Consider the following 13,314-nt stretch of genomic DNA (forward strand, 5'->3'; position numbering starts at 1 on the left):
TAGGCGGAGTCTTTTTTGATTACTGTGTTCTTTGATTAAGACAACTCCGCAATTTGGTATAGTTCAAGATCGGCCTGTGTCTCCGTGCCAAACATGTTAATCATTAATTTGACCTTATTACCATCGATCTCAACAACGCGTCCTTCTTGCCCCATAAAGGCACCATCGACGATTTGTACAACATCACCAGCTTTGATGTTGGTATCAAACACATCAACAGTTTGTCCCATAGAGATAAGAATGGCACGAATTTCCTCTTCCAAAAGTGGCGTTGGTTTGGAACGGTTACCGTGTGAGCCCACAAAACCAGTAACGTTTGGAGTATTACGTACAACAAACCATGCTTCATCTGTCATTACCATTTCAACCAAGACATATCCCGGGAAACGATTTTCTTCGATTTCTTTGGTTTTACCATTTTTCTCAACGTTAACCGTTTGTGTTGGGATTTCAACGCGTAGAATGTTGTCTAACATGTTATAAGTTTGTGCGCGTTGCAAAAGGTTTTCTTTAACTTTATTTTCATAACCTGAATAAGTTTGAAGGACAAACCAGCCCTTATCAAATGAGTCTAACATGACTATTCTCCTTTTTGATTGATTGCTAATCCTGCTGTGAGCCTCTAGCTAGCTGACCGTTTTTAGTGATAACTTGTGACAAGAAACTGAGAACCAAAAAGAGCCCTTGATAAAGATACTATCAATTTCTTAAGACCTTTCTTCATCACAACAGCTAATCGCTTTTTAGTCACTTTATATCTCCTAAACTCTTGCAACGACTCCATAGAGAGTACTGCTATCACTTGTTAAGAGACGCATAGATAACACTGATATGCTGACAAACTAACGCAACGATTCTCCCCTGAGATGACTGACAAGTATCAACAAATCAGAATAAAAAAGATCTTAAGGTCTGGCAAACGGCTGCTCAACCTTCTGTCATAGCAAAACGGCATAATAAAAAGCCTCCATGGCTACGTCTACGACTTCATTATACCATACTAGAGAGCTCTATGACCACTGAAAATCAAAAAAACAAGTCAGTTTTCGCACTCCATTTCAATCGCTAGACGTCGTCTCTAGTTGTTGAAAATCCGTACATTTACTGACTTGTTTTTGATTAAAACATCTTCAAGATAGAAAGAATGCCTGTTGAAATCAACTTATCAAACAAGAAGATGACAAGCGTGAAAAAAACAGTGTATTCTAAAACAGCAAGAAAATCTTTCCATCGTTGTTTTCGATCTGGCCATGTTGTATCTTTTAAAACTTTAAAAATACCTGGAATAAATGTCACTGTTTTTTCTCCTATCTTGTTTCTTTGTGTAGTGTATATTTTTGACAATGTTTACAAAATTTATTAACTTCTAGTCGTGTTGGTTTTGGATTACTTGAAACTCCGATAGAGTAATTTCGACTTCCACACTCTGCACACGCTAGGCTTGCTTTTTTCTGTGCCATAACGCCTCCGTAACCTTTACTTTACCATAATTCAGAGATTGTGGCAAGCTAGTTCAACCAGCCTTCGATGGTATTCCACACTTGTCTAGCCTTGTCTTCTAGATTAGCATCTTGAACCGCCCGATCAAAGGTATCTTTTGCAGACTCTGCTCCTTTTTTAAGGTCATCAAAAATATTCGAAACTTTAGGTGCGGTGCTTTCTTCTGCTTCTTCTGGATTTGCCGTGTAGGTTGGTACAAGACCATCTGAAATATAGGCATTTTCCGCAGTAAAGCTTGTGCCAGCGGTATAAGGTAGGACATTGCTTGCAACGGCACTGAAGATGGTAGAAGCCGTTCCAGAACTTGCTCCAGTCAGATAGTGTGTTTCATCAGTCTTTTCAAAACCAATCCACTGACTCAAGACAACATCTGGCGTGTAGCCAATAACCCACTGGTCACTGGTTAAATCAGCATTAAACTCTGTTTCTGTTGTCCCAGTCTTACCAGCCATGGTATAACCATAGGCATTGGCATTAACCGCTGAACCATTGGAGAAAGTTCCCAACATCATGCTGGTCATTTTCTTGCTAACACTTTGGCTAATGACACGTTGATTCGATTCTTTAAACTGCTTGATGATTTTTCCACTAGCGGTTTCAATTCGGGTAATCAAGTGGGCTTTGGGCATGACGCCATCGTTAGCAAAAGCTGAATAGGCTTGAGCCATTTCAAGTGGGCTTGTCGTTACACTTCCCCCAAGAGCAACTCCAAGTTCATGATTGACACCTGACATTTTAAGACCGAATTTTTTACCATAGCTAAAGGCTTTAGACACACCCATTTTATCTACAAGATGAACTGCTGGAATGTTATAAGAATTCGCCAAGGCTTGGTACATGGGAACATCCTCAGATTCATAACCACCAAAGTTTTCAGGTCGATAACCGTCATAATCAATCGGCGTATTTGGCAATAATTTATTAATAGAATAACCATTAGCGACTGCTGGGGCATAGGCTACAAGCGGTTTTATCGCAGATCCTGGACTGCGTTTTGCTTGAGTCGCATAGTTGAAACTTCTAAAGGATTGACTGGTACTAGAAACACGCCCCACCAAACCTCTAACCGCACCTGTCTTAGGATCCATAGCAACACTTGCACCCTGTGATGATTCACCGTCTTCTGCAACTGGGAAATAGGATGGTTCGTCATAGACATACTGCATCCCTACCTGATAGTTCTGGTCTAATTCTGTGTAAACCCTGTAACCCTTATTAACAATATCATCTTCGGTTAAGCCGTATTTTTGCGTGGCTTCTTGAATAACGGCATCGAAATAGGATGGGTATTGGTAGGTGTCTGACGTTCCACTGTAATTATCGACAAGTTCGCTTGAAATATCAACGCTGGCAGCTTGTTCTGCTTCTGCTTGACTGATAGCCTTAGCATCTACCATAACGCCAAGAACTGTATTTCGACGGTTGGTCGCATTTTCAAGGGAATAAATCGGATTGTAAATTTCTGGTCCCTTGAGCATACCTGCTAAAATAGCCGACTGCTCCAAGGTCAACTCTGCCGCACTGACACCAAAATACTTGTGACTTGCATCTTCAACCCCCCAAACGCTATTTCCAAAATAAGCATTATTGAGATACATCGTGAGAATCTCATCCTTACTATATTGTTTGGTCAACTCTAACGCTAGGAAGAATTCTTTTGCTTTACGAGTGATAGTCTGCTCTTGAGACAAATAGGCATTTTTAGCTAACTGCTGAGTGATAGTCGAGCCACCCCCAAATTTCCCCATGGTAACAATCGCTAAGGCAAACCGAGAGAAGTTAATCCCATTGTTTTTATAAAAGCTCCTATCCTCTGTTGAAATGACTGCCTTTTTAAGGTTATCACTGATGGCATCTAGCTCCACATAAGTTCCCTTTTGCCCAGACAGACTACCTACCTGCTCTTCATTCTTGTCATAGATAAGAGTGGTCGCTTTCAAGGCTGACTGTAAATCTTCCACATCGGCTGTCTTAGACAAATAAAAAAGATAAGAACCGACAACCAAACTAAAAATCGCTCCCATCAAGAGGATAATCTTTCCAATGTGGTAACGGCGCCAAAAGCGTCGAATCCAGGAATCGCGCGCAGGGATAATCTTACGCAAGATTGCTAACTTAGGGTATCTCTTAACCAACCTATCCAAGAGACTCACCCTATGTCCTTGACCATGGTATCCTCGTTCTTTATGGCGGCTTGACCTATCAAATCGCCTTGATTTTTCTTTGTTCTTTTTAGAGCTACCCCTTGTAAACCCTTGATAAACTTGCGTTTCATCAGTGTTCTTATTGTTAGAATAATCCTCAAGATCATCCAAATCATAAACATCTGATTCAGGATTATCAATCTGTTTATCGGTCGAAAGAAGATTTTTTAAGCTCTTTTTCCATTTATCAAATATTGTCATAAGCCTATTATATCAATTTTCCAAGAAGATTTTCCTAAAAAAACTGTTACTGGAAGGTACAAGTAAGGTTCAGTTAAGCATTCCCTTGCTAAGATGTTATAATATCTCTATGACATTTACGGTAAGCATTCAAAACCCTTATTCCGAGACAACGGTTAAGGAACTCTTAGAAGAACATTTTTTAATCCCGCGTAAGATAAGACACTTCCTACGAACCAAAAAACACGTTCGTGTTAATCATGAATTGATCAATTGGCAAAGTCCAGTTGAACTGGGAGACACCGTTGAACTCACCTTCGATGAGGAGGATTATCCCACTAAAGAAATTCCTTTTGGGGAGGCTCAACTGGTTGATTGTCTCTATCAAGATGAGCATATCATCATTGTGAACAAGCCTGAGGGCATGAAAACACATGGCAATGAACCAACTGAGATTGCTCTTTTAAATCATGTTTCTGCCTTTGTAGAACAGACCTGCTATGTTGTTCATCGCCTAGATATGGAGACCAGTGGTGCCGTGCTTTTCGCTAAAAATCCTTTTATTCTTCCAATCCTAAACCGACTTTTGGAAAATAAGAAGATCAAGCGCCAGTACTGGGCATTGGTCCAAGGGCATTTTTCTGACAAAAAACTGACCTACCGCCAAGCAATCGGTCGTCATCGTCACGACCGGCGCAAGCGAGTGGTGGATAGACGAAAAGGGCAAAAGGCTGTCACTCACGTCCAAGTCCTCAAAGCTTTTGGCACAACGAGCCTCATCAACTGTCAGCTAGATACAGGACGCACCCATCAAATCCGAGTCCATCTCAGTCATGACGATCATCCCATCTTAGGTGATCCCCTCTACCACACAAAGTCAAAAGGACGGCTGATGTTGCATGCACACGAGCTATCTTTTACACATCCACTAACTCTTGAAACAGTCCGTGTTTCAGCTAAGTCAAAAACGTTTGAAGACTGCCTAGCAATAGCCAGTAAACATAGTCAAATGAATTAACTTCCAGACAAGGAACAGAAAGCCGCGGACAGTACTTGATACTCAATAAAAATCAAAAGCAGACTAGGCGACACAGATAGCAGATAGAACTGTCTTCATCACATCAAGTCAACAAGTCTGCTTTTGCTTTGCAAAGAGTATGGGCAAGTCGAAAGTGACAAGGTATCAAAGTTTATTCAAAAGACTATTCAAAGAAACCACCTAACCTCTCTGTTAGAAGCTCTATCATTTCTGTAGTGGTAACACCACTGCAAGGGTTATGGGGCTTTTTCAGTACGAGCAAAAGGTTTCATATGACTTCTAATGAAAAACGACAAAACTCACATCAGAAAGCCTCAATACTCCTTGCTGTGCATAGGCAAAATGAGAGAACCAATAGGATTCTCTCACACTTAACGATAAGTCACCCGCTACAGTTGACAAAAAGCCTAAAAGCCCTTCTCAGTTCAAGTTCACTAATCGCTTAGCTTTGTCGTCACTAAAACAGTCCCATAGAAGGGACTGGATTACTCATCTTCATCATCTGTCATAGCTAAGAGATCATTGACATGATGGATATTTTCAGCACCGAAGATTTTTAAATCAATGCTTTCACCAATAAGGTAGCTGTTAATGAAACCGACAACCATTGGCATATTCATGCCGGCGTACAAGTCATAATGATAGCCCTTCATCAGAAGTTGTCCTGCCACATTACAAGGAGTTCCTCCCATCAAATCTGCTAACATAACGAACTCATCAAGCCCCTCAATAGTTTGCAAAAGTTTTTGTTCAAACTCTTTTGGCCCCTCTTCTGGAAGCAAGCAAACAGTGTGGATATTTTCTTGCGGTCCCATAATCATCTCGGTGCTTTTTTTAAGTTCTTCACTAAAATGACCATGACTTATTAAAATTAAATCTTTTGCCAAATTTACCTCCTATTAAACACCTAAAATCTTGAAGTATGACATCAAAAGGGCAAAAATGATAATAATCAAAATAGCTTTTGTTGAACTCATACCTTTACGGCCTAGCAACCAGAAGACTAATCCTGTGAACAATGCTGGTACCAAACGTGGGAAGATTTGGTCGAATAGATCTTGGATATTGATGACCTTATCTCCAATGTGCGGCTCAGCAATGAATTTGAAATTAATCATCGTTGCAATTAAAGCACCAACCATGAATACCCCCATGACAGATGCCGCATCAACCAAGGCACTCAACTTGTCACGCATAGTCGTTACCAGCTTGGTACCTTCTTTATAAGCGAATTCCAGTTGTTTCCAACGAAAGACCATAATCGCAATGTTGACAGCTACCCAGAGGAATACCCCAATTGGGTTACCATTTGATGCTAGTGAAGCTGCAACAGATCCCATAATTGACGGAACAAGTGAAGCAAAAAGTGAGTCACCAATCGGAGCAAAAGGTCCCATCAAACCTGTTTTAACCCCATTAACCGCATCTTTAGACGACACCCCTTCATTTTCTTCCAAAGCTAGGTCGATACCAGTAATGATGGTATGGAAGAAATTTGACGTATTAAAGAATTGAACATGTGTTTTCATCATTTCTTTCAATTCTGGTGTGCCATCTCCATAAATTTTGCGCAGTTGAGGCAAAATAAGATAAAGATAACCTGACCCCTGCATACGCTCATAGTTCCATCCCCATTGGAAAGTAAAGAGACTACGTTTATTAATTTGATTAAAATCTGCTTTTGTTAATTTGTAATTAGATTTCGTCATCTTCGATTTCCCCACTTTCAGAAACTTGTGTTGTATGTTCAACAACTGTCACATTTTGTCCATTTTTATAGTGTATTGTCGCAAGAGCGGCACCGATAATAGCAATACCAATCATTGGAAGACCTTTGAATGGCGATGCATCGAAAACAGTTTCTTTAAGCCCTGATTCACCAATGATACCACCCAAAGTTGTAGAAACAGTTTGTAAGTTACCATAAATCGTTGTCAACATAGCAGTCAAGCCGAAACCAAGTACCAAATAGTGTAAGTTTTTCTTGACTGGCAAGTAATGAAGCAAAATAGCAAACCCAAGACCTGGAAGCATTTTACCAGCCAGTGTCAAACCGTCGGCAATCCATTGGTAATCAGCAATTGTATTTACCATAGTTTCAACAGCACGACCACCAAGAGCGAGAGCGAGGAAAACAGGAAGCGCACGAGAAAGAGCCCATGGCACTGCACCTAAAAGATAGTTGCGTTCAATAGCCTTGTAGTTGAAATTATCAACGTGTTTATCGATACGATGTGCGAAATAAGTTGTTGAAAAACGTCCTAGAATATCAGTGTAAACCAAGAGAGCTGCTACTGGAACGGCAATCGTTGAAACGGCCAGTTCCGGTTTAATTCCTTGTCCAACAGAGAAAGCCGTTGCCAAAACCGCACCTGATGTGGCATCAATACGTGAAGCCCCACCAAAAGTACCAACACCTAAAACTAATAACTGAAGACTACCACCGATAATCAGACCCGTTGTCATATCTCCCATAATCAATCCAGAAATAAATCCGGCAAAAACAGGGGACCCAGCAGAGGAGTTAATGGTCAGCTCGTCTAAGATTTGATAAGCTGAATATAAAGTAAGTAATAAAATTTGCCACCATTCAATCATGATGAAACCTCCTAAATAAAATGCCAAAGGCAGAAATAAGCACTGAAAACAAAAGGATAACCCTAAAAAAGATATTGTTGCCATCCAAGGCACGACAAACAACAGTTAGGCATTAACCAGTGATAGCAAAAAATCCTTCAAATCGCCCAAACGCCTACGATGAGAAGATGGGCAACAGGCGTTCACTTCAGTTTCAACTCATATTATAAGCCTGTGTTTGATGTCAAAGAGAAGCATTCCCCTGAAACGGAAAGAGAAGCAACAAGAACAATAAAAGTCTCTAGAGAGTTGAACCTTTAAAATCTTGCAAGACAGGCTCGTGAGGCATTGTCCTTGCTTCCCAGAAATGAATGAGCGTGTGCCACCTCAAAACCATTGACTTTTTTCATAATCCCTTTAGATGAATGCCTTTAGAAAAAACAATACTTCTACTAATCCCTATCTTACTTTTTCAAGCAAAATCATGAAATCCTGAGCACTGTCATTTGGAACCATTTGATGAATGATTTTCGTTCCTTTAGCATGAATCGCTTCAAAGATTTCGATATCCTCATCCACTACATTAACTGAACGAGAAACTGCACGTGTTTCTGGTGTTTGTGACATATTTCCAACATTGAGTTCCGGGATAGATACGCCTTTTTCCATCAGTGCTAAAAAGCGATCTGGTCGGCGCGCAACAATCAAGAGACGCTGTGAATCATAACGCCCTGCTAAAATATTGGCAGCCGCTTTTTCCTCTGTTAAAATTGATAATTTAACACCGGCTGGCGTTGCTAATTTCAAACCTGTTTTTTCCAAGTCATTATTAACAATATCATTATCAACAACCATAATTCGGCTGATATTTAATTTCGTTGTCCACAGATTAGCCACCTGACCGTGAATTAAACGACCATCAATACGAGCTGCAACAATTGTCATAAGTTTTCTCCTTCCATTTCCTTATAAATAGGGTGATTTTTTAAGGATAAGCGATTGTGATAGATGCCTTCTGTTTCGAAGACGGTAATAATATTTCGACCTTTTTTAATGAGAACACCCGGTAGATAGAGTGATAAGGTTGGACCAACTTGCCAAAACCTTCCCAAATGATAGCCATTGATAAATACGACACCCTTACCAAATGACGACAGATCAATGTAAGTATCTTTAGGACTTTGACAGTCAAATTCAAACTCATAGAAGCTTGGAAGCCCCTCCTGCCACTGTCCCTCATAGGAAATCTTTTCAATGTTATCAAGAGGTAGTGGATACTGCTCCCAACCACCTACAAAATGCAAATCCGCCATCAGACCACGACCAAGCCCCTTGCTCTGTGTTGAGGCTTCTAACTTGTGTCCGTAAGTCACACGCCCCATATTTTCCACTAAAATATCAATCCGACTGTCACTTGTTTCTTGCTTAATCATGATGTCAGCACCAATTTCGTCTTGATATTGAGTCGCCACTTTCTGATCATCTAAGAAAACATGGATTCGATCTCTAGCATCAATAACACGAAGTCTTTCCTCTTCATGGTCACGAGGTAAACGAGTTCGATAAAAGATATATCCTGTTGCCTGCCCCAATGCTTCCATGTTTTGAGGATAGAAGCTTTCCCGTGAAGTCGATAAGTGGGCTAAGGTATCTTTTAAAGTCACCTTTCGTTTTAAAGAAATATCAGCTAGTGCCATACTTTCTTTCACCAGAGGCTCTTTATAATCTAAATCAGGATAAGCCACTTTCAAGCGTTTTTGAAGCGCATAAAACTTGGGGCTAGGATTACCAGCTTCATCTAAAATAGCGTCATAATCGTAAGATGTTACCTGGGGTAAATCCCTATCTCGTCTCGCAGATGCGCCATTCATAAAACCAAAGTTGGTTCCGCCATGGAACATATAGAGATTAATGCTTCCCTCTTCCAAGACCTCCATAACCGAATCCGCCAATTCTTCTGGATCACGCCGTATCATTGGTTCTTTCCAACGATTGAACCAACCGTCCCAAAACTCCATACTCATTAAAGGCCATTTTTTCCCATGTTGCTGGAAAAACGAACGCATCCTAGCAAAGTTCAGTTTCGCTTTTGAGCCAAAATTTCCGGTAACAAGAACATCGTCATCGATCAAGCTGCCAGCTCTCATCGTCGCTTGCCAAGCACCGTCTGATGTGAAGAATGGAGCCGATAAACCATTTTCCTCCATTAGTTTCTTCAAAGCCCGAAGGTAGCGTTTATTCTCCCCATAGGAGCCATACTCATTTTCAACTTGGAACATCAAGATATTTCCGCCCTGTTCAAGTTGATGCTTTGCCAACTTCGGTAGCAACACCTTATAATATCTTTCAACATAAGCTAAAAATTTAGGATCATCTGAGCGCACTTTAACTTGTTTTTCAATCAGCCAAGCGGGTAACCCTCCAAATTCCCATTCTGCACAAATATAGGGACTTGGTCGGACAATGGCATACAACCCTAGTTCCTGCGCCATAGTTAAAAAAGCATCTAAATCTAAATTTTTTGAAAAATCATATTCGCCTTCTTTAGATTCGTGTCTATTCCATGGAACATAGGTTTCAACAGTGTTAAACCCTAGAGCCTTCAGGTTGTATAAGGAGTGGTACCAGCTAGCTTTTGGAACTCTAAAATAGTGTATTGCGCCAGATAGTATTTTAAAAGGACGACCATCTAGGTAAAAGTCTTCCCCAATCGTGAACTTACTCACCGAGCACCTCCTTGATTTGTAATCGCTTTCTTTTTATTGATATAATAGTACATCCAACTTGTCATATCAAGTTAGATGTACTATTTTTTTAGATTTTTTGCTATAATTGAACAGATTATTTGAAACACAGGATGAAAAGGATATGAAACTAAGCAAAGAACCTAAATATCTAAAGCTCAAAAAAAACTTACAGAACCAAATTTTATCTGGTAACTTTCAAGAAGGTGACAAATTTCATACCGAATCTGAATTAGTCTCTGCTTTTAACGTTAGCTCGATCACTGCTATCAGAGCCTTAAATGAGTTAGAAAAAGAGGGGTTGGTTAAACGCAAACAAGGGGTGGGAACCTTTGTTTCACGCTCTCGTTTAGAAACGCTGGTCAAGTTTTCTGATATTGAATTATTTCACCCATCGCAAGATGACACCATCGTTTTAAGTGTGACTAAAGGAAACCATCCCAAGTATTTAAGCCGGTTAGGTCTACATAAAACCGAATACTACTACCAAGTCATACGTCTAAGAACGGCTCAGGGAAATCCATATATCTACCACCACACCTACTTGCCTCATGATTTTGTTAAAGAGGCTCATGCAGACAAAGAGCAGTTTAAATCGATATACCAATTGTTCAAAAAGGATTTCAATATCATTATGAGTGACGAAGCTTTCGAAGAAACCAACGAAATTTGTCTGTCTTATCCAGAAGCAGTAGCGGAACAGTTAAAACTCAATGCGAAAGAGCCTGTTGTCTTACAAATTCGTACGACACGTCAAAAGAAAAGTAATCGCATCTTAGAATATATCGAAACCTATAAACGTTGGGATTATTATAAATTCAAAATTTCCTCTCATTAACTCGTCTAATGATGCGTCCTGTTCTATTATTATTCATCCATCAGAACATCAAGGTAGAACTACTTCACTTTATCTTCCCATGAGGTAGCCGTTTCTTGAAGAACTTTATTGAGTTCATTGATATTTTTTAAACCTTCAGTACGAAGCCATTCTCGAGCTGCCTCTGGACCATCTGTAATGTAAACAGGAACCGCTCCAGACCATGTAGCACGACCACAAAGAACGCCATTAAATTTAGCACCTGATTCCGCCGCAAACTTAAGGGTTTCTTGGAAGAGCTTAGCGGACACACCCGCACTCAAATAGATATAAGGAAGCTCACTAGCTGCCTCTTGTTCACGAAAGGCTTGCTCTGCCTCCTCTTTCGTATAGACAAACTCTCCCTCTGCAAATCCTTCCACAAAATTCATATTGACAGGAACTTCTACTTTTAACACATCAACACCAAAGCGTTCTTGTGAAAAGATTTTCATTGCACCGTTAACTTTATGTGCCTTCACTTTGGCAAAAGCTGCGCTATTATTGTCTGAAATTCCTTCATCATAAGTGAGAATTTCCAAGTAAAAAGGAATGTCTTCAGCCTTGCATTCTGAACCGATACGTTCAATATAAGCCTTCTTCTGCTCGTTAACAGCTTCGTCACCATCCACATCATAGTAAAGCAAAAATTTCACCGCATCAGCGCCAGCTTCTTTGATGCGTTTGGCTGACCAAACATCAAGGCAGTCTGGTAAACGGCTTGTTGTTGTCACATCATAACCTGTTTTTTCATAAGCTAGAAGCAATCCTGCATCTTCGTGACGGACTTTTATCGCAGGAAGTCCATATTCAGGATCAAGAAGGATTGAAGAAGCGTATTGTGTCAATTCTTCTGAAACCAGACTTTTAAGTTCTTCTATTTGTTCAATCGTTGGCTCCTGCGCTTGATGTTTTGCCATCATGCGTTTAAGAGCTCCCCGTTGGTCAAAAGCAAGAGCAGAAATGATACCATTATCACTCAGCTGCTTCATTGATTGGTATTTAGTTTCCGTTAATGTTAAAGCCATAAGACCTCCTACTGTTTATAATCATGAATCGTTACCCCTTTAACGACACGGTTAACTGTTCCTGTTGCAGATGGGGTATCAGGAAGATTGTTTACTTTGATAGAAGATAGTAGAGCAATCGTTTGAGCTACCAAAATATATGGCAAAGCTAGATAGGCATCTGGTAATATCTCATGAGCGGCAAATGTAAACGCATCCCCTGAAAAGGCTGACCCATCTCCTTGGATAAGCGCCAAGGTTTTAACGGCAATATTATCCGCATAGACTTCTTCTAAAATATCCAAATCATACTGACGAACATAAGGATGATTGTTGACAAACCCAATCACAATCGTCTTGTCATTGACAAAGGATTTTGGACCATGACGGAAGCCCATCGAAGAATCGAAAACGGTTACAATTTTCCCTGCTGTTAATTCTAGAAGCTTCAATTGAGCCTCCCTAGTTAAACCAGACAGGCTACCTGAACCGATATAAACGACACGATCAAAGTCTACGTCAACTAAAGCCTGTAATTCTGCTTCACGTTCAATGACAGATTCAGCCAAGATTGACGCTGTTTTAACATAACTTCCTTTAGCATCATCAGACAAGGACCGATCAAACACCAATAAAGCTGATAACATCATACAAGAAAAACTTCCTGTCATGGCAAAACCAGCATCATTGGAACGGCTCGGTTGTAATAAGAGGTAATGATTGTCCTGACTTTTAGCCGCTTTTGCTAATTCACCATCTTCGGCACAAGTAATGCTGAGGTGAAAAATATTGTCAATGAATTGATTTGCCAAATCTACTGCAGCCAAACTTTCAGGACTATTACCACTTCGAGCAAAGGATACTAATAAAACCGTATCTTCAGGATAAAAATAATAGTGCGGTGCTGCTACAATATCGGTTGTAGCGACACTTGAGAATAAAAAGTCTTCGCGATTTCCCTTAGTCTGCAAGTAGCTCACAATACTATTTCCAACGTATTCTGATGTGCCTGCTCCTGTAAAGATGACTTTAACTGGCTGACCATTGCTTGAAGCAAGGACGCTTTCTAAAAACTTATCAATAGCGTCTTTCTGATGCTTGTAATTTTCAAAGGCTTCTAGCCACAGTTCTGGCTGCTGCTTAATTTCACGAGTAGTGATAGCTGCACCTAATTTTTCTAATTCTTCTATGGATAATTGAAACATAA

The 13,314-nt window shown here is 40.2% G+C and carries 13 protein-coding genes; 2 read left to right on the forward strand and 11 right to left on the reverse strand.

Annotated elements, in window-relative coordinates:
- Window positions 1–35: 35 nt before the first annotated feature.
- The 4 genes from nusG to pbp2a all read right to left on the reverse strand — a co-directional run bounded on the left by nusG (window position 36) and on the right by pbp2a (window position 3,905).
- The gene (gene nusG / locus A3IA_RS0107320; RefSeq protein ID WP_018380676.1) at window positions 36–578 is read right to left on the reverse strand and encodes a transcription termination/antitermination protein NusG; all 543 of its coding nucleotides are present in this window, start codon (window positions 576–578) and stop codon (window positions 36–38) included.
- A 541-nt stretch (window positions 579–1,119) separates the two neighbouring features.
- A complete protein-coding gene (secE, locus tag A3IA_RS0107325) occupies window positions 1,120–1,296 on the reverse strand; it encodes a preprotein translocase subunit SecE (protein WP_018380678.1) in 177 nt (58 codons plus the stop codon).
- Between the two features lie 11 nt (window positions 1,297–1,307).
- Window positions 1,308–1,460, reverse strand: coding sequence for a 50S ribosomal protein L33 (gene rpmG, locus A3IA_RS12685; protein WP_082785116.1), 153 nt, complete (start codon window positions 1,458–1,460; stop codon window positions 1,308–1,310).
- A gap of 48 nt (window positions 1,461–1,508) precedes the next feature.
- Complete coding sequence (pbp2a, locus tag A3IA_RS0107330; protein WP_018380679.1) at window positions 1,509–3,905, reverse strand: penicillin-binding protein PBP2A; 2,397 nt, start codon at window positions 3,903–3,905, stop codon at window positions 1,509–1,511.
- Between the two features lie 109 nt (window positions 3,906–4,014).
- Between pbp2a and A3IA_RS0107335 the strand changes: the two genes are divergently transcribed.
- Entirely contained in the window at window positions 4,015–4,902 is an 888-nt protein-coding gene (locus A3IA_RS0107335) for an RluA family pseudouridine synthase (protein ID WP_018380680.1), read from the forward strand.
- Window positions 4,903–5,408: 506 nt separating this feature from the next.
- Here the strand turns inward: A3IA_RS0107335 and A3IA_RS0107340 are convergent.
- The 5 genes from A3IA_RS0107340 to A3IA_RS0107360 form a co-directional block, all read right to left on the reverse strand.
- Window positions 5,409–5,810 (reverse strand): PTS sugar transporter subunit IIA, encoded by a 402-nt coding sequence (locus A3IA_RS0107340; protein ID WP_018380681.1) that lies wholly within the window; start codon window positions 5,808–5,810, stop codon window positions 5,409–5,411.
- A 12-nt stretch (window positions 5,811–5,822) separates the two neighbouring features.
- The gene (locus A3IA_RS0107345) at window positions 5,823–6,632 is read right to left on the reverse strand and encodes a PTS system mannose/fructose/sorbose family transporter subunit IID (RefSeq protein ID WP_018380682.1); all 810 of its coding nucleotides are present in this window, start codon (window positions 6,630–6,632) and stop codon (window positions 5,823–5,825) included.
- The gene (locus A3IA_RS0107350) at window positions 6,619–7,521 is read right to left on the reverse strand and encodes a PTS mannose/fructose/sorbose/N-acetylgalactosamine transporter subunit IIC (protein WP_018380683.1); all 903 of its coding nucleotides are present in this window, start codon (window positions 7,519–7,521) and stop codon (window positions 6,619–6,621) included. Before A3IA_RS0107350 ends, A3IA_RS0107345 begins: the two co-directional genes overlap by 14 nt.
- A gap of 438 nt (window positions 7,522–7,959) precedes the next feature.
- Window positions 7,960–8,445 carry a PTS sugar transporter subunit IIB gene (locus A3IA_RS0107355; protein ID WP_018380684.1) on the reverse strand — a complete coding sequence of 162 codons (486 nt, stop codon included), beginning with the start codon at window positions 8,443–8,445 and terminating at the stop codon, window positions 7,960–7,962.
- Window positions 8,442–10,226, reverse strand: coding sequence for a glycoside hydrolase family 35 protein (locus A3IA_RS0107360; RefSeq protein ID WP_018380685.1), 1,785 nt, complete (start codon window positions 10,224–10,226; stop codon window positions 8,442–8,444). Before A3IA_RS0107360 ends, A3IA_RS0107355 begins: the two co-directional genes overlap by 4 nt.
- A 142-nt stretch (window positions 10,227–10,368) precedes the next feature.
- Between A3IA_RS0107360 and A3IA_RS0107365 the strand changes: the two genes are divergently transcribed.
- Complete coding sequence (locus A3IA_RS0107365; protein ID WP_018380686.1) at window positions 10,369–11,082, forward strand: GntR family transcriptional regulator; 714 nt, start codon at window positions 10,369–10,371, stop codon at window positions 11,080–11,082.
- Between the two features lie 59 nt (window positions 11,083–11,141).
- Here A3IA_RS0107365 and lacD read toward each other — a convergent pair whose 3' ends face one another.
- On the reverse strand, window positions 11,142–12,128 hold the full coding sequence (lacD, locus tag A3IA_RS0107370; RefSeq protein ID WP_018380687.1) for a tagatose-bisphosphate aldolase: 987 nt from the start codon (window positions 12,126–12,128) through the stop codon (window positions 11,142–11,144).
- An 8-nt stretch (window positions 12,129–12,136) separates the two neighbouring features.
- Complete coding sequence (locus A3IA_RS0107375; protein ID WP_018380688.1) at window positions 12,137–13,312, reverse strand: AgaS family sugar isomerase; 1,176 nt, start codon at window positions 13,310–13,312, stop codon at window positions 12,137–12,139.
- Between the last annotated feature and the right edge of the window lie 2 nt (window positions 13,313–13,314).

Origin of the sequence: Streptococcus thoraltensis DSM 12221 (assembly GCF_000380145.1) — a bacterium.
Classification (GTDB): domain Bacteria; phylum Bacillota; class Bacilli; order Lactobacillales; family Streptococcaceae; genus Streptococcus; species Streptococcus thoraltensis.